Below are 19372 nucleotides of genomic sequence, written 5' to 3'. Positions count from 1 at the left end.
CATCCGCACGGTGCCCACCCTCCGGTCGGGAGCGCGCTCAGGTCTTGGGTGACCGCGTCGGCTCGCTCGCTCCGCTCGCTCATTGTCGTACTACTTCCGCAGCTCGATGACGGTCTTGCCGATGCGGATCGGCGCGCCCAGCGGAATCGGTTGCGGGGTGGTCAGCCGAGACCGGTCGAGATAGGTGCCGTTGGTGGACCCGAGGTCCTCCACGATCCACTGTCCGTCCCGGTCCGGGTAGATCCTGGCATGCTTGCTCGACGCGTAGTCGTCGTCGAGGACGATCGTCGAATCGTGCGCACGGCCCAGCGTGATGGTCTGGCCCTGCAGCGCCACCGTGGTCCCCGTGAGGGTGCCCTCGGAGACGACGAGTTTCGTGGGGGCGCCGCGGCGCTGCCGCCCGCCGCCTCCACCGCTGTTCTGCTGCTGGGCGCGCTGCTGCGGCGGCGCGGCCTGGCGGGCCGCCGCCTGCTGCTGGCGCCCGCTGTCACGACGCGACCCGCGCTGGGTGACGCGCGTGCCGAACAGGTCGCTGCGGATGACCTGGACGGCCACGATCACGAACAGCCACAGAACGGCCAGGAAACCCAACCGCATGACCGTCAGGGTCAGCTCTGACATTGCCCCCGCTTCACCCTTCGGCTTGCCGGTAAATGATGGTGGTACTGCCCACGACGATCCGCGAGCCGTCGCGGAGCGTAGCGCGGGTGGTGTGCTGCCCGTCCACCACGATGCCGTTGGTGGACCCGAGATCCTGGATCGTCGAGGGCGTTCCGGTCCGAATCTCACAGTGCCGGCGAGAGACGCCGGGGTCGTCGATCCGCACATCGGCTTCGGTGCTGCGGCCGAGGACCAGCGTGGGGCGCGAGATCTGGTGGCGTGTGCCATTGATCTCGATCCAGTGACGCACTTGAGCGCCGGGCAGCGGTCCTGCCTGGTTACGCGGCCGAGCTCCCGCCGGTGCCTGGCCGGGGCGGCTCGGAGGCGGCCCCGCGGGCATCGGCGGCGCGCTCGCCGGCGGGTAGCCGTACCCGCCGGCAGCGTTCGCCGCGGGCGGATAGCCGTAGCCTCCGCCCGCCGCCGGGGGCGCCGAAGCGGGACCCCGGCCTGGCTGCGGCGGCTGCTGGGAGGGCTGGGACTGCTGCTGGCTGGAGCTCGACGCGAGCGTGCGGCTGCGTACGCGGTACAGACCCGTGTCCAGGTCGTCCGCCTTCTCCAGGTGGACCTTGATCGGTCCCATGAAGGTGTAGCGCTGCTGCTTCGCGTAGTCGCGCACCATGCCGGACAGCTCGTCGCCGAGCTGCCCCGAGTAGGGGCTGAGGCGCTCGAAGTCCGGCGCGCTCAGCTCCACGATGAAGTCATTGGGGACGACGGTCCGCTCGCGGTTCCAGATCGTCGCGTTGTTGTCGCACTCGCGCTGGAGGGCGCCGGCGATCTCGACGGGCTGGACCTCGGACTTGAACACCTTGGCGAAGGTGCCGTTGACCAGACCCTCGAGACGCTGCTCGAACTTCTTCAGGACTCCCATGGGGCACCTCCTCCTTCGTTTTCGTCCTGGTACTGCTTACTGATCGTATCCACGCACCGGGAAATCGGCTGGTTCCCCCTGTCAGCCCGGTCGATGAGTGTCGACCCTCACAGCTGGATCGTAGAGGGGGTCCCTGGACAGTGTCCCGCACGCGGCGGGGGAGCCGGGAGGGGACGGGGAAGGTCGGGGTCCGGCTTGGGGGCGGAGGCTGGATCGGAGGGGTGGACGGGGTCGGCGCTGGAGTTGAGGAGCAGGGGCGCTGCGAGGTGGCGTGCGTCCCCTTTGGAGGCTGGCGTGATCCCCTTCGGAGGCTTCGGACGGCCGGCGGAGTACCGGCGGAGTGCTGGTGGACTGCTGGTGGAGTGCCGGTTGAGTGTTGGCTGAGTGCTCAGGGCTGCCGGCGGACGCATCGGATGCGAGGTCAGCGGGGGTGGGCATGCCCAGCAGGTGCCCGCGGAAACGGATGTGAATCCACCCTCTGCAGCGTGCTAATCTTCTGCATGTCGGAAGGCGCTCACCCCGAAAGGGCGAGGGACCGGAAGGCACACCCAATGCGCGGGTGGCGGAATAGGCAGACGCGCTGGATTCAGGTTCCAGTGCCCGAAAGGGCGTGGGGGTTCAACTCCCCCCTCGCGCACAGAGAAGAACCGACGAAACGGGTCTTCACCAGGGACGAAAGTCCTGGTGAGGGCCCGTTTCTCGTTGTCCGATCGTCCATCTGACCCTGGCTGTGACCGCTGGGGCGTCGTGGTCCAGGACGGCATCTGTACGGCAGGGCCGGCTCCGTGACAAACGTCACGGAGCCGGCCCTGCTCTTCTTGATCTGCAGTTGTGCAGTTGTGCAGTTGCGTGGCTGTGGGCTGTGGGCTGTGGGCTGTGGGCTGTGGGCTGTGGGCTGCGACGGCTGGTCAGCCGGTCGGTGCCAGATGGTCGGTGGGGTTCGAGCTGCCGATCGGCTTCGTTCGGCAGCCGGTGATGGTGTTGTCTACGGGGTCGCTGGTCGTCGAGCGCGAGGGTTTCGACCCAGTTCTTGATCGTCCGGCTGTTGGCGCGGGCCGGCTGGTAGACGAGCGGGACGGCCTGGCCGGCGATGCGGTGAGTGCCGGATGCTCCGATGCCGTTGGTAGGTGGTTCTTCGTGCAGCCTTTGTGGCCTTCGACGCTGTTGCGGAGCCGGAAGTAGATCTTCTGCCCTTCGGTGCCCCCACACCGAGGGCCTGCCAGTGCTTGGCGCCTTGCACCTGGGCGGGCGTGATGCGGCGCAGGCGGCAGACCTAGAGCGGTCCGATGGGGCTGGGTTCAGGGTCGATGGGGGGATGCCACCGTTGAGGGCGCGCGGTTTGATCGTGCACCGGGCCTCGGCGGCCTCGGCTGGTCACATTGTTGAGTGGCTTGAGTGGCTTGAGTGAGGAGGCGGCGTATCGGCTGCCCCCAGGCCACGGGATTTCGTCGTGAGTCTCATCCCACATGCCGAACGGACCTGCGCGGTAGTCATTGATGGGCTCACTCGGCGGGCTGTTGCTGTCGGCTGCGGCACTGTCCGAAATGATTGGCAGACAGTTTGATGAGCGGACCGAAGAAACGAATCAGCTGGTCAGCACACTAACTATTGATCACTCAAGCCGGTGAACCATCCGATCAATCAGAAACATGATCGCGGCGTAGGAGTTCTTTTCGATCGGAGAGACTCTCCGACGAAAGGTGTTTGTTCATGTTCGCGCGTTATCGATCCCGGCCCTTCATGGCCATTGCCTCCGCCTGCGCTCTCTTGCTGACGAGTTCATCGGTGGCGCAGGCCGGCGCTGTCGGATCGACTCCTGTCCGAACCTTCGAGTACAGCGTTGGCGGGATGACGATGAAAGTTCCGACCGGATGCGCGTTCACCCACATCATCCGGGGCGGCGGGAAGAAGATCACCTACCAGAACGCCGGCGTCGACTGTGCTTTTGTCGCCGCGCTCGGCACTGGCTTCTGTAACTGGCGCATCGACTTCACGTACGCGGACACCGACAACAGGACGTACAGGGTCTCCCGGGGGCGAACGCACCCCGAGTGCAAGATCGATCCGATGCGGAACAACTCTCCTCAGACGTTGCCTCGTTATGGAAAGGCGTGTGCGCATCTCCACGTCAACGGGGTGCGCCGAGTGAGCCAGTGTCACCACATCACGAAGTGAGCCGTTCATGATTGATCGACAGCAGGAGCGAGACCTGGGATGGGAGGCGCGGCGGAGGCCCGCTGGGATCGCCGCTTTTGTGGCGGGTTTCGTCGTGACACTCGCCTTCTTCGCCTTCTTCCCTGGGCTTCCGCACGTCATCGACTGGGGGGCGATCGTCGTTGCCGCTCTGGTAGGAGCACTCACTCGATGGGCCTTCCTGGCGTGGGCAGGGAAGAGGAGTAGAGACAGTGAGTGAGTTCGGGCATAACGACGTGGGCCGGCAGAGATGCCACTTCAGTTGTTGAGTGCGGAGCGCGGGCTGTGGGTGCTGGACGCTCAAGGCTTTCGCGCCCCTGGCCTGTGCCGTAGGGAATCTGTGCCAGCAGGCCGGGAACGGTCTTTACGTCGGCGGACTCATTAGGCCTGATCATTGCCCTTCGTCGGTGCCCCGCAAAGGTCGGAAGCCCCGCAGGTCTCAGATCTGCGGGGCTTCCGCGTTTTCCCGGTGTGGGCGACCGTGTGTGGGTGCGGGTCCTGGGTCGGTGGGTGCCGGTCCTGAGAGCGGGGCTGGGCTCGGGTGGGTTCGGCGGCTCCGGCGGGCTCGGCGGGTTCGGCGGGTTCGACCGTGAGGACAATCACAGTGATTGGTGAAGGGTCCCCCAGTGCCGTACCGGACGGGGGACCCCTCGAAACCGCAGTGCTTCCGTGCGCGTCGGTGACGGCGCGGAGCGTCAGGCGGCGTCGGCCGAGAAGCGTGCCGCGAGCTCCTTGGCCCGGGCGTCCGCATCCTCCAGGGCCTTGGTGCGGGACGCCTCCGCGAGCGGGATGAGCTCGCTCATCGCCGGCGTCGTGTGCGCCAGGGTCAGCTCGGGAACGATGAAGTCCACGTCCAGGCCCAGCATCGTGCCGAGAAGGTCACGCAGGTAGTTCTGCACGTACTCGAAGGGCTCGCGCGGGGTGCCCGGCGCGTACGAGCCGCCACGGCTCGCGACGACCGTGACCGGCGTCCCCTTGGCGGACGGCGTCTCGCCGGCGGTGCGTCCCATGAGGATCACCTGGTCCAGCCAGGCCTTCAGGGTCGACGGAATCGAGAAGTTGTACATAGGGGCGCCGATCAGCACCGCGTCCGCCTGCTCCAGCTCCTCGATGAGCTTCAGACGCTCGGCGAAGGCCACGGCCTGCTCCGGGCTGTGGGTGGCGGGGTCGGCGAAACCGGCGGAGGCGCCGACCGCGTCCAGGTGCGGGACCGGGTTCACGGCCAGATCGCGGTAGATCACGGTGCCGTCGGGGTGCTGCTCCTCCCAGGTCTTGCGGAAGGCGTCGGCGACGGTGCGGGATGCGGAGGCCGAGCCGGGCCAGACGGACGAGTCGACGTGCAGAAGCGTGGGCATTGGGGGTCTCCAAAGGTGCGGCCGCTCGGCCACGTAGGTAGGTGCAGTTCTGTTCGGAGCTACTCTATGAACAGTAACTTACTTTTATTTAGTCCCCTACGGGAGGGCAGTACTCTGAAGGCATGGCGGGCAATGGGGAACACGAGAGCGGCTCCGCATGCGAGGCGGGGACCCACACCCCCGAAGCGTGCAAGCGGGTCGACAGCGGCATCACCCGCGTCTTCGGCCTGCTCGGCAAGCGCTGGACGGGACTCGTCGTCTCCGTGCTCCTCCAGCACCCCGTCCACTTCGCCGACCTTCGCCGCGCCATTCCCGGCATCAGCGAGCGCATGCTCTCGGACCGCCTCACCGAACTCGGCGCCGCCGGCCTCGTCGTACGCGAGGTCGACGAAGGCCCCCCTCTCCGCGTCGCCTACCGCCTGACGGAAGCAGGCGCCGCCCTTGAACCGGCACTCAAGGAACTCGGGCTATGGGCCGAGGCGTATCTGCCTGAGGGGTAGTAGAGGGGGGCGGGTGGCGAGGCTGTGCGAGGAGGGCTTCGATCGCGCCCATACGTTCCGACGCCGCCCGTACGTTTTGTTTCCATGGCAGGGGCCGAGGGCTCGAGGTCGGTGCTCGGGTTCGGTCCTGTGGTCCCGCTCGGGTGCGGTTCTCCTGTGTCCTCACTCCGGTTCCGCGCTCTTGTTTCCACAATCGCGGGGTTGTCCACAGGCTCTGACGGGTTCTGGCCGACGGCGGTACGGTCGTTGCCAGTTGATGTTCAGAGACGGGGGAGGCGGTCCGCGTGACCGAGCTCGACACGGCGGTACCGGTGCAGCGTGAGGAACCAGAACCGGCGGCTCGACGACTGCGGGCCGTCGACGGGTTCGCGACGCGACCCTGCTCCGGATCACCCAAGCAGGAGGGCAAGGTCCTGCGCGGCCGCGTACCGCGCTCCGCCCACGCGGCCCTCACCCTGCACCCCGCACGCCCCGACGCCGTCGCCGCGGTCGAGGAGTCCAACCTGGGCCGGATCGAAGAGCTCACGCCCATACGGGTCGGCAGGATGGTGGAGACCCCGTTCGCGTTCCTGCGCGGATCCGCCGGCCTCATGGCCCACGACCTCGCACAGACCCCCGTCACCGGTATCGGCGCCCAGATCTGCGGAGACGCCCACGCGGCGAACTTCGGCCTCTACGCCGACGCCCGCGGCGGCCTCGTCATCGATCTCAACGACTTCGACGAAACGGTGCACGGCCCCTGGGAATGGGACGTGAAGCGACTCGCCACCTCACTCGTCCTCGCGGGCCGCGAAGCCGGGGCCGACGAGGGCACTTGCCGGGAAGCCGCGTACTACGCGGCGGGCTCCTACCGCCGCACGATGCGTCTGCTGGCCAAACTGCCCGCCCTCGACGCGTGGAACGCCATCGCCGACGAGGAACTCGTCTCCCACACCGACGCCCACGACCTCGTCGGCACGCTGGAACGCGTATCCGAGAAGGCTCGCAACAACACCAGCGGAAGATTCGCCGCCAGATCCACCGAGCCGGCCGAGGACGGCACCCGACGCTTCGTCGACGCACCACCCGTGCTGCGCCGCATACCCGACGGGGAGGCGTCCGAGGTCGCGGCATCCCTCGGCGACTACCTGCGGACACTCTCCGAAGACCGCCTGCCTCTGCTCGGCCGCTACGCGATCCAGGACGTCGCCTTCCGCGTCGTCGGTACCGGCAGTGTCGGCACGAGGTCGTACGTGGTGCTGCTCCTCGATCATCGGGGAGAGGCGCTCGTGCTCCAGGTGAAGGAAGCCCGCCCCTCCGCGTTGCTGCCCCACCTGCCCGCAGTCGGCTTCGAGACGCCGACGCCCACCCATGAGGGGCGGCGTGTGGTCCTCGGACAGAAGCGGATGCAGGTCGTCAGCGACATCCTGCTCGGCTGGACGACTGTGGCCGGACGACCCTTCCAGGTAAGGCAGTTCAGAAACCGCAAGGGAAGTGTCGACCCCGCGGCTCTCGCCGCCGATCAGATGGACGACTACGGCCGCATGACGGGCGCGCTCCTCGCCCGCGCCCACGCACACAGCGCCGACCCCCGACTGATCGCCGGCTACTGCGGCAAGAACGAGGAACTGGACGAGGCCATCGCTCAGTTCGCGGTCACCTACGCGGACCGCACGGAACAGGACCACGCATCCCTGGTCAGGGCTGTGCGGGAGGGGCGGATAGGGGCTGAGGTGGGAGTTTGAAGGGGTTTGGGTGAGGGGGGTTGGGCTGAGGGGCGTGAGTCGCGGGTCCCTGATCGTGGGGTGCGGGTCGTGCTGAGCCTGGAGCGTGCGGGTCAGGCTGGGGCGGAGGCTTGAGGGCTTGAGCGCCTGAGGCGTGCGCTGGGGTGGGCTGGGGTGGATTGAGCTGATCTGGGGTGGGGTGGGAGGGGGCGGGGGAGGGAGGGGAGCCCCCCAGAACCCTTGAAATCAGGCGTCGAGCAGGGCATCCCGGCCCGTGCCCTAGGCTGGACGGGTGACGACCCCGGAAGCCGAGTCGACCCCGTCCGAGGCACCTGCCGCTGAGCCGCAGGGGCAGCCTGTTACTGAGGGGCGGCCCGAGGCGCGGCTTGAGCGGGCTGTGCTCGCCGCCGAGCAGGCTCTGATCGAGTACGAGATCGCGGTGGAGACGTTCCGCGTCGAGGTGGAGAACTTCTCTCGGCTGCACCACCAGAAACTCGGCCCCATGTATACGCGCCTGGACGAGCTCGAGGCGCAGATCGCCGAGGCGGTCGCCGCCCGGAGCGGGGATCCGGAGGACCGGCGTAAGGCGGACGAGGCCAGGGCGCGCGTGATGCCGATGCCCGCGGTCGAGGAGCTGTTCGACCAGTGGATGGACGGCGACGGTCTCTCGCCGGAGGCGTCCGCCATGCTCACCGATCAGCCCGTTAGGCCGCCACAGCGTGTGCGGCCGAGTGACGAGGCCCGCAAGCTCTACCGGGAACTCGTCCGCAAGGCGCACCCGGACCTGGCGCAGGACGAGAAGGACCGGACGCGGCGCGAAGAGTTCATCGTGCGGGTCAACGCGGCCTACGGCCGGGGCGACGAGGCGTTGCTGAAGGAGCTGTCCGACGAGTGGGCCGCGGGGCCTGTGCCCGAGGCGCGCAAGCCCAGCCCGAGCGAGGAGCTGTACGAGCGGCTCGAGTGGCTGGCGCAGCGCAAGGAGCTGCTGACGGCTGTTGCTCAGGAGCTGGAGGAGAGCGCGATCGGCGCGATGCTGCGGATGGCGCCGGACGACCCCGACCGGCTGCTCGAGGAGATCGCGGAGCAGCTGCTCGCGCAGGTCGCCGAGCGAGAGGCTGAGCTGGAGCGGCTGATGCGCGAGCAGGCTGCCGACAACTGAGCGGACGGTCGGACAGGCTGGTGGTCGTTGAGCCGCTTGGCGAGCATGCTGGAGAGCTGGAGAGCTGGGCCGGTCGGTGGGGATGAGGACACCCCGGCCCGAGTGTCGTTCCGCCCTGCCTTGCCGACGGGACGGTTGTGCGGGCGGCTGACCGCCCTGGTGCCTGGCGGGTCAGGGCTCTGGATGGGGTCGGGTAGCGTCGGGGGTATGCATTTCGGATCTGGTGTGCCCACGGTTGAGGTCGGCGAGCTCGTGGACGGGGACTTTCTCCTCGATGTCCGTGAGGACGATGAGTGGCAGGCGGGTCACGCCGAGGGCGCGTTGCACATTCCGATCAGTGAGTTCGTGGCGCGTTACGGCGAGCTGACCGAGGCGGCTCCCCAGGACGGGCGGGTCAACGTGATCTGCCGGTCCGGCGGCCGTTCCGCGCAGGTGACGATGTATCTCGTGCAGCAGGGCATCGACGCGGTGAACGTGGACGGCGGCATGCAGGTGTGGGCCGCCGCCGGGCGGCCCGTCCTGGACGACAAGGGGCAGTCGGGCTTCGTGCTCTGACCTCTGGCTCAGCCGAGGGGATGGGCTGCCAGTAGGTCGCCGAGTGTTTCCTCGTGGGCGGCGGCCGGGCCGAGTGACAGTTCCAGCTGCTTGGCCCAGGCGTGGTAGCGGTGGAGCGGATAGTCGGTGTCGGCGCCGAATCCTCCGTGCAGATGCTGTGCGGTCTGGACGACGCGTCGTACGCCTTCCGATGCCCAGATCTTGGCGACCGCGATGTCGCCTGCCGCGGGAAGCGCTCCGCCTGCCTGAGTGCTGATGCGCCAGGCGGCCTGCCAGAGGGTGGCCTCCATGGCGCGCAGGTCGATGTAGCGGTCCGCGGCCTGGACCGCGACCGCTTGGAATGTCGCCACCGGGTAGCCGAACTGTTCGCGCTTGGACGTGTAGTCGCCGGTCATCTGGAGGACTCGCTCGCCGAGGCCCAGTGCCAGTGCGCAGGTTCCGGTGGTGAGGAGCTGGTGCAGCCGGTCCCAGGACTCGTCGGTCTCGATGATCTGGTGGGCGTCGAGGCGCACGGAGTCGAGGTGGAGTTCGCCGAGGCGTTCGCCGGTCGTGGAGATCTGTTCGGCGAGGTTGAGTCCTTCGTGCGGGTGGGGCAGTACGGCGATGACCGTGCGTCCCTGTGGGGTGTGGGCGGGTACGGCGATGTGGTCGGCGTTGTGCGCCCAGGGCACGCCGGTCTGGGTGCCCTCGAGGATCCAGGTGTCGGTGTCCATGTCGCGGCGCGCGCTGACGGCGAGTTGGGCCGGGGCGTGGCCGGTGCGGCCCGCGGAGGCGGCGGTGAGGACGAGTTCGCCGAGGGCTGCCCGGGGGAGGATCTGCTTCTTCAACTCGTCGCTGCCGTAGGTCTGTACGGCGACGGCGGTCGCGGTGTGCTCCAGGAGCGGGACGCGGGCGAGCGCCTTGGCGGATTCCCGGAGGACCAGGCAGAGCGCGATGGCGTCCAGGCCCGCGCCGCCGTGTTCGGGGGCGAGCAGGAGGCTGAGCAGGTCGGCGTCGGCGAGTTTCGCCCAGAGAGTGCGGTCGAAGTCGTCGGCGATCGCGCCGGAGGTGAGGGCCGGGCTCGGCACGCTGTCGGGCGCGACCGGGCCGAACACGGCCTTGGCCGCCTCGACGGCCGCCTGCTGTTCTTTGGTGAAGGTGAAGTCCACTGCCCTGTCCCTCCGTGCACCGGTTCGTCGTGGCGACCCGCCAGGATCTGACGGTCCGTCAAGGTAGAACAAGTTCTACGAGAAGGGAATACGAGAGGGAGATACGCGGAGGGAGTGCGAAGGCAGTGGAACATGCACCGTCAGCCGTCAGCCGTCAGCCGTCAGCCGTCAGCCGTCAGCCGTCAGCCGTCAGCCGTCAGCCGTCAGCCGTCAGCCGTCAGCCGTCAGCCGTCAGCGGTCAGCGGTCGAAGTCCAGTTCCACCGTCTCCGTGGCTGGGTGGGACTGGCAGGCGAGTACGTAGCCGGCGTCGGTCTCCTCGGGTTCGAGTGCGAAGTTCCGGTCCATGCGCACCTCGCCCGAGACGAGGAATGCGCGGCAGGTTCCGCAGACGCCGCCCTTGCAGGCGTACGGAGCGTCGGGGCGGTTGCGCAGCACTGTCTCCAGGAGTGATTCGCCGTCGTCGACGGGCCAGGTGCCGGAGCGGCCGTCGAGCTGAGCGGTGACCGTGGAGTGCGCGAGCGCCGGTGCAGGGCGGGCGGGTGCCGCTCCGTCGTCGACGTGGAAGATCTCCTCGTGGATGCGCGCTCTTCGTACGCCGAGGGCGCGCAGCGTGCGCTCCGCTTCTTGTACGAGTCCGAAGGGCCCGCACAGGTACCAGCCGGCTACCTCTTCTACGGGGAGCAGCGCGGGCAGGAGGGTCGTCAGGCGGTCCTGGTCGAGGCGGCCGGAGTCGAGGCCGGCCTGCTGTTCCTCCCGGGACAGGACCGTGACCAGCTGGAACCGGTCGGGGTAGCGGTCCTTCAGGTCGGCCACCTCGTCCAGGAACATGGTCGACGCGGCGGTGCGGTCGCTGCGGATGAGGCAGAAGCGGGCGCGCGGTTCGCGGGCGAGCAGCGTGGCCGCGATCGACAGGACCGGGGTGATGCCGCTGCCGCCGACCACGGCGGCGTAGAGCCCTGGGGTGGGCTCGAGGATGAAGCGGCCGGCGGGGGTCATGACCTCGAGGGCGTCACCGACGGCGATTTCCTTGAGGGCGTATGTCGAGAAGGAGCCGCCTTCGACGAGGCGGACACCGACGCGGAGGGTCCGAGGGCCCTCGGGGCCCGGGGCGGGTGAGCAGATCGAGTACGTGCGCCGGATCTCGCCGTCGTCGGCGGGGCGGCGCAGGGCGAGGTGCTGGCCGGGCGCGTGGCGGAATTCCTCGCGCAGGGATTCGGGGACCTCGAAGGTGAGTGCCACGGAGTCGTCGGTGAGCCGGTCGACCGCTGCTACGCGGAGCTGGTGGAAGCGGGCCATCACAACTCCTTGAAGTGGTCGAAGGGTTCGCGGCAGTCGAGGCAGCGCCGCAGGGCCTTGCAGGCGGTGGAGGAGAAGCGGCTCAGCAGTTCGGTGTCCGTGGATCCGCAGTGCGGGCAGCGCAGGGGGGTGTCGCTTGCCTCGGGGGCGCCGAGGAGCGTGGCGGCGGCCACGTCGGTAGCTGTGCGTGTGGGGGTTGTGGTGCGGGTGGGGCCCAGAGTGACGGTCACCGGTCCCTGGTCCGCTCGGACGGCGCGGGGTGGAGCTATGCCGAACTCCCGGAGTTTGCGGCGTCCCTCGTCCGTGATGTCGTCCGTGGTCCAGGCCGGTGCGAGCACCCGACGGACGGTGACGTCCGGTATTCCGCGCTCGTGCAGGACGCGCTCGATGTCCGTGGACATGGCCTCGACGGCGGGGCAGCCCGTGTAGGTGGGGGTCAGCTCCACCTCGACGCTGCCGGGGTTGAGGCAGTGGACGGCGCGGAGCACGCCCAGCTCTTGCAGGGTGAGGACGGGCAGTTCGGGGTCGGGCACGGAGCCGGCGAGGCGGCGCAGCTCGGCTTCGAGCGGCGTCTCCGGTCGGTCGGCGGTGTCCTGGGGGGAGGCCTCGGGCGCTTTGGTCACCATGACGCCCCCGGGTGGCTGCGGTGGAGGTGCTGCATCTCGGCGAGCATCCGTCCGAACGGTTCCGTGTGCAGGCCCTGGCGTCCGGCGCCGGCGCTCCAGGCGCCGGTCCGCGGTCCCTCCGGGACGGTCAGCGTCGCCCTCTCCAGGACGGCGGTGACCGACGCGGTCCAACTGGCTTCCATATCCGGCCAGTCGATGTCGATTCCGTCGACGGGCTGGAACATCTCTCCGGTGTGGCGCCACAGTGCGTCGCAGGCTCGCTGCATCCGGTCGTGGCTTTCGGCGGTGCCGTCCCCGAGGCGTACGGTCCACTGCTCGGCGTGGTCCTGGTGGTACGCGACCTCCTTGACCGCCTTGGCGGCGAGACCGGCGAGCGGTCCGTCGGTCTCGGCGATACGGCCGTACAGGAGGCGCTGGTACGTGGAGAAGTACAGCTGGCGGGCGATGGTGTGGGCGAAGTCGCCGTTGGGCTGTTCGACCAACTGGACGTTGCGGAAGGCGCGTTCCTCGCGCAGGTAGGCCAGTTCGTCCTCGTCGCCGACGAGGGAGAGCAGAACCCGGGCCTGGCCGAGAAGGTCGAGCGCGATGTTGGCCAGGGCGACTTCTTCTTCGAGGACCGGGGCGTGTCCGGCCCACTCCCCCAGGCGGTGCGACAACACGAGCGCGTCGTCGCCCAGGGCGAGCGCTGCGGCGGCCGTGACGACGCCGGCGGATGAGGAGGCGGGGTTCAGGGACGTGGTCACAGGTGCTTCACCCCTTCCGGGATCTCGTAGAACGTCGGGTGCCGGTACGGCTTGTCTGCGGCGGGCTCGAAGAAGGGGTCCTTCTCGTCGGGCGAGGAGGCGGTGATCGAGGTGGACGGGACGACCCAGATCGAGACGCCTTCGCCGCGGCGGGTGTACAGATCGCGCGCGTTACGCAGGGCGAGCTCGGCGTCCGGCGCGTGCAGGCTTCCCGCGTGGGTGTGCGACAGTCCGCGCCGGGAGCGTACGAAGACCTCCCACAGCGGCCAGTCCTTCGCGTCGCTCATGCCGTCGCCTTCCCGTTCGCCCCGGAGTCTTGTGCCCCGGAGTGCTTTGCCGCGTGGGCCGCGGCCGCTTCCCTGACCCAGGCGCCCTCTTCGTGCGCCTGCCTGCGTTGGGTGATCCGCTGTTCGTTGCACGGTCCGTTGCCCTTGAGGACCTCCCAGAACTCCGTCCAGTCGATGGCTCCGAAGTCGTGGTGCCCGCGCTCCTCGTTCCACACGAGGTCCGGGTCGGGGAGGGTGAGCCCGAGGGACTCGGCCTGCGGGACGCAGATGTCGACGAAGCGCTGGCGCAGCTCGTCGTTCGAATGGCGCTTGATCTTCCATTCCATCGACTGCGCGGAGTGCGACGACTCGTCGTCCGGAGGGCCGAACATCATCAGGGACGGCCACCACCAGCGGTCGACGGCGTCCTGCGCCATCGCGTGCTGGGCCTCGGTGCCGCGGCTCAGGGCGAGGAGCAGCTCGTAGCCCTGGCGCTGATGGAAGGACTCCTCCTTGCAGATCCGCACCATGGCGCGCGCGTACGGCCCGTACGAGCAGCGGCACAGGGGGACCTGGTTCGTGATCGCCGCGCCGTCCACGAGCCAGCCGATGGCGCCGACGTCCGCCCAGGTCAGCGTCGGGTAGTTGAAGATCGACGAGTACTTCTGTCGGCCGCTGTGCAGCTTGTCGAGGAGTTCGTCGCGGCCCGTGCCGAGCGTTTCGGCGGCGCTGTACAGGTACAGGCCGTGACCGGCCTCGTCCTGGACCTTGGCCATCAGGATCGCCTTGCGTCGCAGCGAGGGGGCGCGCGTGATCCAGTTAGCCTCCGGCTGCATGCCGATGATCTCGGAGTGGGCGTGCTGCGCGATCTGGCGCACGAGCGTCGCGCGATAGGCGTCCGGCATCCAGTCGCGGGGCTCGATGCGCTCCTCCGCCGCGACGGCGGTGTCGAACGCTGTCTGGTACGCGGCGGTGCCCGGTGCCTGGCCCGAGGCGGTGCCGGTGGCGTCGGACGTGGCGTGGGCCGCCTGTGTCCGCGCCGCTTGGTGCGCAGCTGCTGTCGCCATCCCGGTCTCCCTCGACCTTGAGCGAATCTCCCGACCGATCGTTCGGTTCGTCGGATTCAATGGTGGGACGTGGCGCCGTAGGGTGTCAACCCTGCGAGGTCCGGCCTGTGGATAAGTCCCGTGCCTCTGTGCCTCGCGTGCGCGGCTGAGTACCGTGCCGGTGCGGCGGCGGGAGCGGGCCGCGGGGCGAGGAATCGGTTCGGCAGTAGCGCGGACCGGAGGCATCGGGAGACTCGGGGAAACGGGGCGGCATGGACGCGTACGACAAGGGCTCGGCCGCCCGGCGTTCCGACCCGGAGCCGCGGGCGGATCCGTTGCGGAGCCCTTCCTCGGACGAGGTCCCTGAGGTCGGCCACGTTCCTGAGGCCGCCAACGTTCCTGAGGTCGACCGGGTCCCCGAGGTCGACCATGTGCCTGAGGTCGGCCACGTGCCGAAGGGCGGCCACGTGCTTGACGGCGGACGAGTGCCTGAGCCGGATCTCCCGCCCTTCTCCCTCTCCTCCCTCCCCTCCGCGCCCCACGCACCCTCGCCCCCATCCGCCGCACCCCGCACAGGCATGTCGGCCCTCTCCCTCCGCTACCAGATCGCCGCCGCCTGCGCCCTCGTCGTGGTCGCTCTTGTGGCGTGTGCGCACGTCGCGATGGTGTTCCTGCACGTAGCTCCGTCGAACACCGTCTCCAAGCAGTACGGCCGGGCCGTCGACGGCTGGATCTATCCCGAGTTCGAGCAGAACTGGAAACTGTTCGCGCCGAACCCGCTCCAGCAGAACATCGCCGTGCAGGCCCGCGCGGAGGTCCGTACGGTCGGCGGCGGTTCGCGTACGACCGGCTGGTACGACCTGTCCGCACGGGACGGCGCCGACATCGACGGGAATCTGCTGCCCAGCCACACGCAGCAGAACGAGTTGCGCCGGGCCTGGGATTTCTATGTGTCCGCGCACGACAGTGAGAACCGCCCGAACGGTCTGCGCGGCCAGCTCTCCGAGCGCTACATCCGCCGCATCGTGGTCCTGCGGCTGTCCCACGAGGGCGGGCTGACGGCCGGCGGCAAGCAAGCCACCATCGCCCGCGTCCAGGTCCGCTCGCGGACCACCAACGTGGCGCCGCCCCCGTGGAGCGACGAGAAAGTGGATTCCAAGCCCCTCTACCGGGAGGTTCCCTGGTGGACGGTGACGGTCGCGGACAGGGCACTCGACAGCAACAGCAACAGCAACAGCAGCAGCAACGGTGAGAGCCGGAGCCAGGGCCAAAACGGCAACAGCACGCGCGCGCGTGCTGCCGGTGACGGGGCGGATGCCCGGTGAACCGCATCGATCGCGTCACCGGGTCCGCCCTCGGGCTCTACCAGAGCGCAGTGATCCGAATCGGCTTCTCCGCGACCTGGCTGCTGTTCCTGCTGCGCGAGTTCCCCAACCGTCACGAGCTGTACGGGCCCGACGGGCCGTGGAGCTGGGACATGGCGCAGCAGCTCATCGCCAATAACGGCGCTTTCACCGCTCTGATGTGGTCGGACGGCCGCGTCTGGTTCGAGATCGTCTACGCCGTCGCGGTCGTGACCAGCGCGCTTCTGATGCTGGGCTGGCGCACCCGGACCATGTCCGTCCTGTTCATGATCGGCGTGCTGTCGCTGCAGAACCGCAGCATCTTCATGGGCGACGGCGGCGACAACGTCATCCATCTGATGTCGATCTATCTGGTGTTCACGCGGTGCGGGCAGGTGTGGTCGCTGGACGCGCGGCGAGCGGCACGCGCGCGTGAGCACGTTGCGCGTGAGGGCGACATCGGGCCGCCCGACGTGGTGGGGCCGGTGCTGTGGTGGCTCGCGGGGCTCGGGCTCTCCGTGATCACGTTCATGGGGGTCGTGAGCGGGGGCTGGCTGGTCGTGTTCTGGGGGCTGTGGGCCGTACACGGCCTGTGGTGGGCGGTGAACCGGCGGGACCCGTACGGCGAGCCCCGGCAACTGCTCGACGTGATCGCGAACCTCGCTCACAACGCCGCGCTTCTCGTGATCATGACGGAGGCGTGTCTGATCTACGCGACCGCGGGCTGGTACAAGATCCAGGGAAGTCGCTGGCAGGACGGGACGGCGGTCTACTACCCGCTCCACCTGGACTACTTCTCGCCCTGGCCGGCCCTCGGTGATCTGCTCGCCTCGCACGGGCTGATGGTGATGCTCGTGTCGTACGGGACGGTCGCCGTGCAGGTCGCCTTCCCGTTCACGCTGTTCAACCGGCGCGTCAAGAACGTCCTGCTGGTCGCCATGATGTGCGAGCACGCGGCGATCGCCGTGCTGCTCGGGCTGCCGTTCTTCTCGCTCGCGATGATCGCCGCCGACGCGGTGTTCCTGCCGACGCCGTTCCTGAAGCGACTGGGTGGACGGGTGGCACGCGCGCGTGGAGGCGTGTTTTCCCGTACGGCCGGTGCCGGTGCCGGTGCGGTTCCGGGGCCTCGCGCTGCGGAGAGCCCCGACCAGGCCCACGTAGGCTTCACGCCATGAGCGGGGCGAACGGCGCGCGCAACGACACAGCCGTGCGCGGGCGCACAGCGTGAACAGGTAAGCAGCATGAGCGGGCACACAGCATGAGCGGGGCGCACGGCATGAACGGGCGGGCAGCATGAGCAGGGTGGATGGCGCCGGCGTCGACACATGGCGCGCCCGTGCCGAGACGTCCGTCCTCCTCGACGGGTTCCACGCGCTCAAGCACGCTCTGCGTTTCGGCGCGCGCGTGCCCGTGGCCCTGGCGGCCGACCGGGCCGCCGCGCTCGCCCTGACCGAGGAGCTCGCCCCGGACGTGCGGGATGCCCTTGACAGGCTTTTGGTGGAGGTGCCGGAGGAGACGCTGCGTGCCCTCGTGCCGCGTCTGCATCCCACCGGGGTGGCCGCGCTGGCGGTGCGGCCCGACCGGGCGGCGAACCTGGCCGCTGTGGCGCACCAGCCGAGGACCGCGCCCGTCGTCGTCCTCGACAACCCCCGCAACCTCGGCAACGCGGGCGCCGTCATCCGGCTCGCCGCGGGCTTCGGGGCGACGGGCGTCGTCATGACCGGCAGCCTCGATCCCTGGCATCCGACTGTCGTACGCGGTGGTGCGGGCCTGCACTTCGCGACGGCGGTGGAGCGCCTGGCGGTGGAGGAGCTGCCGCCGGGTCCCGTGTACGCGCTCGATCCGGAGGGTGAGGACATCCGGGGGACCGCGCTGCCGGACGACGCGCTGCTCGCCTTCGGCTCGGAGCGCAGCGGTCTGTCGCCCGAACTGCGTGCCCGCGCCGACCACTTGGTGTCGTTGCCGATGCGGGCGCAGGTCTCCAGCTACAACCTGGCGACGAGCGTCGGCATGACGCTCTTCCACTGGAGCACCTGTGGCACGCCGGGCGGTCCCGCGGGCCGCCCGGCTGCCTGAGCCGACGCCGGTCGGAGGCCTCAGGCCTCCTTGCGCACCTCCACCACCCGGAAGCGGTTCGACACGAACGCTCCGTCGCACAGCGCCGCGTTGGCCGCGGGGTTGCCACCGGAGCCGTGGAAGTCGGAGAACGCCGCCGTCTGGTTCACGTACACCCCGCCCGTGAGGTTGACGGACAGCTGGGCACACTCTTCGAGGCAGACCTCTTCGACGGCTTCGGTGACCTCGTCGGAGGTCGTGTACGCGCCGACCGTCATCGCGCCCTTGTCGCGCACCGTGCGCCGCAGCAGGTCCAGCGCGTCCGTCGTGGAGTCGACGGCGACGGCGAAGGAGACCGGGCCGAAGCACTCGCTGAGGTAGGCGGACTCGGAGTCGGCGCCGTCCCAGAACTTGCGCGCACCGTCCTGCTTGACGATCGTCGGCGTGCGGACGACGGCGCCCGGGAACTCCGGGTTGCTGATCTCCCGTGAGGCGAGGGCGACTTCGCCGAGGCCGGAGGCCGCCTCAAGGCGGGACTTCACGTCCGGGTTCACCAGGGCGCCGAGCAGCGCGTTCGCCCGGGCGTCGTCGCCGAGGAGGCCGCCGACCGCGGCTGCGATGTCCGTGACCACCTCGTCGTACGTCTTGGGGCCCTCGTCCGTGCTGATGCCGTCGCGCGGGATGAGCAGGTTCTGCGGGGTGGTGCACATCTGGCCGCTGTACAGGGACAGGGAGAACGCGAGGTTCGCCAGCATTCCCTTGTAGCGGTCGGTCGAGTCGATGACGACCGTGTTGACGCCGGCCTTCTCCGTGTAGACCTGCGCCTGCCGGGCGTGCGTCTCCAGCCAGTCGCCGAACGCCGTCGAGCCCGTGTAGTCGATGATCTTGATCTCGGGGCGCAGGGCGATCGTCTTGGCGATGCCTTCGCCGGGCTTCTCGGCGGCCAGTGCCACCAGATTCGGGTCGAAGCCGGCCTCGGCGAGGACCTCGCGGCAGACCTGGACGGTGAGGGCGAGGGGCAGCACCGCGCGCGGGTGGGGCTTCACCAGGACGGGATTGCCGGTGGCGAGGGAGGCGAAGAGGCCCGGATAGCCGTTCCACGTGGGGAACGTGTTGCAGCCGATGAGGAGCGCGATGCCGCGCCCGACCGGCGTGAACTGCTTGCCGAGGACGAGAGGGTCGCGCTTGCCCTGCGGCTTGGTCCACTCCGCCGCGTCCGGTGTGCGGACCTGCTCGACGTACGCGTACGCCACGGCTTCGAGCCCGCGGTCCTGCGCGTGCGGGCCGCCCGCCTGGAACGCCATCATGAAGGCCTGGCCGCTGGTGTGCATCACGGCGTGCGCGAACTCGTGCGTACGCGCGCTGATCCGCGCCAGGATCTCCAGACAGACGGCGGCGCGTGCCTCGGCGCCCGCCTCGCGCCACGTGCGCATGCCCGCCCGCATCGCGGGGAGCAGGACATCGAGGTCGGGGTGCGGGTAGGTCACGCCCAACTCGACTCCGTACGGCGAGATTTCGCCGCCCACCCAGTCGTCCGTGCCGGGCTGGCCCAGGTCGATCCGCGTGCCGGAGAGCGCGTCGAAGGCGGCCTTGCCCTCGGGCATGCTCAGGCTTCCGTGCTCTCCGTAGGCCTTGGGGTGCTCGGGGTGCGGCGACCAGTACGCGCGCGTGCGGATCGCTTCCAGCGCTTGGTCAAGGGTGGGCCGGTGCTTGGCGATCAGGTCGTGCGCGGTGACTTCGGCGGCCATGGCGGACCAACTCCTCGTCGAGACGGCTCTTCGTCGAGCCGGCGAGCTGGGCAGGAACAGCTGGGCAGGAACAGGCAGACACGGTTAGAGTAACCGAACGATCGGTC

General features: G+C 69.2%; 19 protein-coding genes and 1 tRNA gene. 10 read left to right on the top strand and 10 right to left on the bottom strand.

Annotated elements, in window-relative coordinates; genetic code table 11:
- Positions 1-90: 90 nt before the first annotated feature.
- Together ACFC96_RS16250 and ACFC96_RS16245 are read right to left on the bottom strand one after the other, a co-directional pair.
- On the bottom strand, positions 91-621 hold the full coding sequence (locus ACFC96_RS16250; protein WP_376255407.1) for an FHA domain-containing protein: 531 nt from the start codon (positions 619-621) through the stop codon (positions 91-93).
- Between the two features lie 10 nt (positions 622-631).
- On the bottom strand, positions 632-1528 hold the full coding sequence (locus tag ACFC96_RS16245) for an FhaA domain-containing protein (protein WP_376612802.1): 897 nt from the start codon (positions 1526-1528) through the stop codon (positions 632-634).
- 553 nt (positions 1529-2081) lie between these two features.
- On the opposite strand from ACFC96_RS16245, the gene ACFC96_RS16240 reads away from it, so the two are divergent.
- The 3 genes from ACFC96_RS16240 (at position 2082) to ACFC96_RS16230 (ending at position 3703) form a co-directional block, all read left to right on the top strand.
- Positions 2082-2165: transfer RNA gene (locus ACFC96_RS16240), tRNA-Leu, on the top strand.
- 296 nt (positions 2166-2461) lie between these two features.
- Positions 2462-2710: a hypothetical protein gene (locus ACFC96_RS16235; protein ID WP_376612800.1), complete on the top strand. Its 249-nt coding sequence runs from the start codon at positions 2462-2464 to the stop codon at positions 2708-2710.
- 528 nt (positions 2711-3238) lie between these two features.
- Positions 3239-3703 carry a hypothetical protein gene (locus tag ACFC96_RS16230; protein ID WP_376612798.1) on the top strand — a complete coding sequence of 155 codons (465 nt, stop codon included), beginning with the start codon at positions 3239-3241 and terminating at the stop codon, positions 3701-3703.
- Positions 3704-4416: 713 nt separating this feature from the next.
- On the opposite strand, the gene ACFC96_RS16225 is transcribed toward ACFC96_RS16230, so the two are convergent.
- Positions 4417-5076, bottom strand: coding sequence for an FMN-dependent NADH-azoreductase (locus ACFC96_RS16225; protein WP_376612797.1), 660 nt, complete (start codon positions 5074-5076; stop codon positions 4417-4419).
- Between the two features lie 122 nt (positions 5077-5198).
- Here ACFC96_RS16225 and ACFC96_RS16220 point away from each other — a divergent pair, with 122 nt between their 5' ends.
- The 4 genes from ACFC96_RS16220 (at position 5199) to ACFC96_RS16205 (ending at position 8993) form a co-directional block, all read left to right on the top strand.
- Positions 5199-5576: a winged helix-turn-helix transcriptional regulator gene (locus ACFC96_RS16220; protein ID WP_376255415.1), complete on the top strand. Its 378-nt coding sequence runs from the start codon at positions 5199-5201 to the stop codon at positions 5574-5576.
- Positions 5577-5887: 311 nt separating this feature from the next.
- Positions 5888-7300: a DUF2252 domain-containing protein gene (locus tag ACFC96_RS16215; RefSeq protein WP_376613015.1), complete on the top strand. Its 1413-nt coding sequence runs from the start codon at positions 5888-5890 to the stop codon at positions 7298-7300.
- 271 nt (positions 7301-7571) lie between these two features.
- Complete coding sequence (locus tag ACFC96_RS16210; RefSeq protein ID WP_376255417.1) at positions 7572-8438, top strand: hypothetical protein; 867 nt, start codon at positions 7572-7574, stop codon at positions 8436-8438.
- A gap of 225 nt (positions 8439-8663) precedes the next feature.
- On the top strand, positions 8664-8993 hold the full coding sequence (locus ACFC96_RS16205; protein ID WP_376613013.1) for a rhodanese-like domain-containing protein: 330 nt from the start codon (positions 8664-8666) through the stop codon (positions 8991-8993).
- Positions 8994-9001: 8 nt separating this feature from the next.
- Here the strand turns inward: ACFC96_RS16205 and ACFC96_RS16200 are convergent, their stop codons facing one another.
- The 6 genes from ACFC96_RS16200 to paaA form a co-directional block, all read right to left on the bottom strand.
- Entirely contained in the window at positions 9002-10141 is a 1140-nt protein-coding gene (locus ACFC96_RS16200; protein WP_376612795.1) for an acyl-CoA dehydrogenase family protein, read from the bottom strand.
- Between the two features lie 238 nt (positions 10142-10379).
- Positions 10380-11438, bottom strand: coding sequence for a 2Fe-2S iron-sulfur cluster-binding protein (locus ACFC96_RS16195; protein ID WP_376612793.1), 1059 nt, complete (start codon positions 11436-11438; stop codon positions 10380-10382).
- Entirely contained in the window at positions 11438-12064 is a 627-nt protein-coding gene (gene paaD / locus ACFC96_RS16190) for a 1,2-phenylacetyl-CoA epoxidase subunit PaaD (protein ID WP_376255423.1), read from the bottom strand. Before paaD ends, ACFC96_RS16195 begins: the two co-directional genes overlap by 1 nt.
- Positions 12058-12807 carry a 1,2-phenylacetyl-CoA epoxidase subunit PaaC gene (gene paaC, locus ACFC96_RS16185; RefSeq protein WP_376612791.1) on the bottom strand — a complete coding sequence of 250 codons (750 nt, stop codon included), beginning with the start codon at positions 12805-12807 and terminating at the stop codon, positions 12058-12060. The genes paaD and paaC overlap by 7 nt, the downstream gene beginning before the upstream one ends.
- Entirely contained in the window at positions 12804-13094 is a 291-nt protein-coding gene (gene paaB / locus ACFC96_RS16180; RefSeq protein WP_116512039.1) for a 1,2-phenylacetyl-CoA epoxidase subunit PaaB, read from the bottom strand. The genes paaC and paaB overlap by 4 nt, the downstream gene beginning before the upstream one ends.
- Entirely contained in the window at positions 13091-14140 is a 1050-nt protein-coding gene (gene paaA, locus ACFC96_RS16175) for a 1,2-phenylacetyl-CoA epoxidase subunit PaaA (protein WP_376255427.1), read from the bottom strand. Before paaA ends, paaB begins: the two co-directional genes overlap by 4 nt.
- A gap of 251 nt (positions 14141-14391) precedes the next feature.
- On the opposite strand from paaA, the gene ACFC96_RS16170 reads away from it, so the two are divergent.
- The 3 genes from ACFC96_RS16170 to ACFC96_RS16160 all read left to right on the top strand — a co-directional run bounded on the left by ACFC96_RS16170 (position 14392) and on the right by ACFC96_RS16160 (position 17538).
- Positions 14392-15444, top strand: a complete 1053-nt coding sequence (locus tag ACFC96_RS16170; protein ID WP_376612789.1) for a DUF5819 family protein — start codon at positions 14392-14394, stop codon at positions 15442-15444.
- Positions 15441-16637, top strand: coding sequence for an HTTM domain-containing protein (locus ACFC96_RS16165; protein WP_376612787.1), 1197 nt, complete (start codon positions 15441-15443; stop codon positions 16635-16637). The genes ACFC96_RS16170 and ACFC96_RS16165 overlap by 4 nt, the downstream gene beginning before the upstream one ends.
- A 118-nt stretch (positions 16638-16755) precedes the next feature.
- A complete protein-coding gene (locus ACFC96_RS16160) occupies positions 16756-17538 on the top strand; it encodes a TrmH family RNA methyltransferase (protein ID WP_376612786.1) in 783 nt (260 codons plus the stop codon).
- A gap of 20 nt (positions 17539-17558) precedes the next feature.
- Here ACFC96_RS16160 and paaN read toward each other — a convergent pair whose 3' ends face one another.
- The gene (paaN, locus tag ACFC96_RS16155) at positions 17559-19265 is read right to left on the bottom strand and encodes a phenylacetic acid degradation protein PaaN (RefSeq protein WP_376612784.1); all 1707 of its coding nucleotides are present in this window, start codon (positions 19263-19265) and stop codon (positions 17559-17561) included.
- Positions 19266-19372: the final 107 nt, after the last annotated feature.

It is taken from the genome of Streptomyces sp. NPDC055955, assembly GCF_042270245.1.
Taxonomy (GTDB): domain Bacteria; phylum Actinomycetota; class Actinomycetes; order Streptomycetales; family Streptomycetaceae; genus Streptomyces.
The sequence above is the reverse complement of the archived record's forward strand: the minus strand, read 5'-3'. Positions and strand labels throughout refer to the sequence as shown.

Excerpts from the sequence above, each read along its gene's own strand:
- ACFC96_RS16250 (WP_376255407.1), bottom strand. The coding sequence starts at position 621 with ATGTCAGAGCTGACCCTGACGGTCATGCGGTTGGGTTTCCTGGCCGTT.
- ACFC96_RS16245 (WP_376612802.1), bottom strand. The coding sequence starts at position 1,528 with ATGGGAGTCCTGAAGAAGTTCGAGCAGCGTCTCGAGGGTCTGGTCAAC.
- ACFC96_RS16230 (WP_376612798.1), top strand. The coding sequence starts at position 3,239 with ATGTTCGCGCGTTATCGATCCCGGCCCTTCATGGCCATTGCCTCCGCC.
- ACFC96_RS16225 (WP_376612797.1), bottom strand. The coding sequence starts at position 5,076 with ATGCCCACGCTTCTGCACGTCGACTCGTCCGTCTGGCCCGGCTCGGCC.
- ACFC96_RS16220 (WP_376255415.1), top strand. The coding sequence starts at position 5,199 with ATGGCGGGCAATGGGGAACACGAGAGCGGCTCCGCATGCGAGGCGGGG.
- ACFC96_RS16195 (WP_376612793.1), bottom strand. The coding sequence starts at position 11,438 with ATGGCCCGCTTCCACCAGCTCCGCGTAGCAGCGGTCGACCGGCTCACC.
- paaD (WP_376255423.1), bottom strand. The coding sequence starts at position 12,064 with ATGGTGACCAAAGCGCCCGAGGCCTCCCCCCAGGACACCGCCGACCGA.
- paaB (WP_116512039.1), bottom strand. The coding sequence starts at position 13,094 with ATGAGCGACGCGAAGGACTGGCCGCTGTGGGAGGTCTTCGTACGCTCC.
- paaA (WP_376255427.1), bottom strand. The coding sequence starts at position 14,140 with ATGGCGACAGCAGCTGCGCACCAAGCGGCGCGGACACAGGCGGCCCAC.
- ACFC96_RS16170 (WP_376612789.1), top strand. The coding sequence starts at position 14,392 with ATGGACGCGTACGACAAGGGCTCGGCCGCCCGGCGTTCCGACCCGGAG.
- ACFC96_RS16160 (WP_376612786.1), top strand. The coding sequence starts at position 16,756 with ATGAGCAGGGTGGATGGCGCCGGCGTCGACACATGGCGCGCCCGTGCC.
- paaN (WP_376612784.1), bottom strand. The coding sequence starts at position 19,265 with ATGGCCGCCGAAGTCACCGCGCACGACCTGATCGCCAAGCACCGGCCC.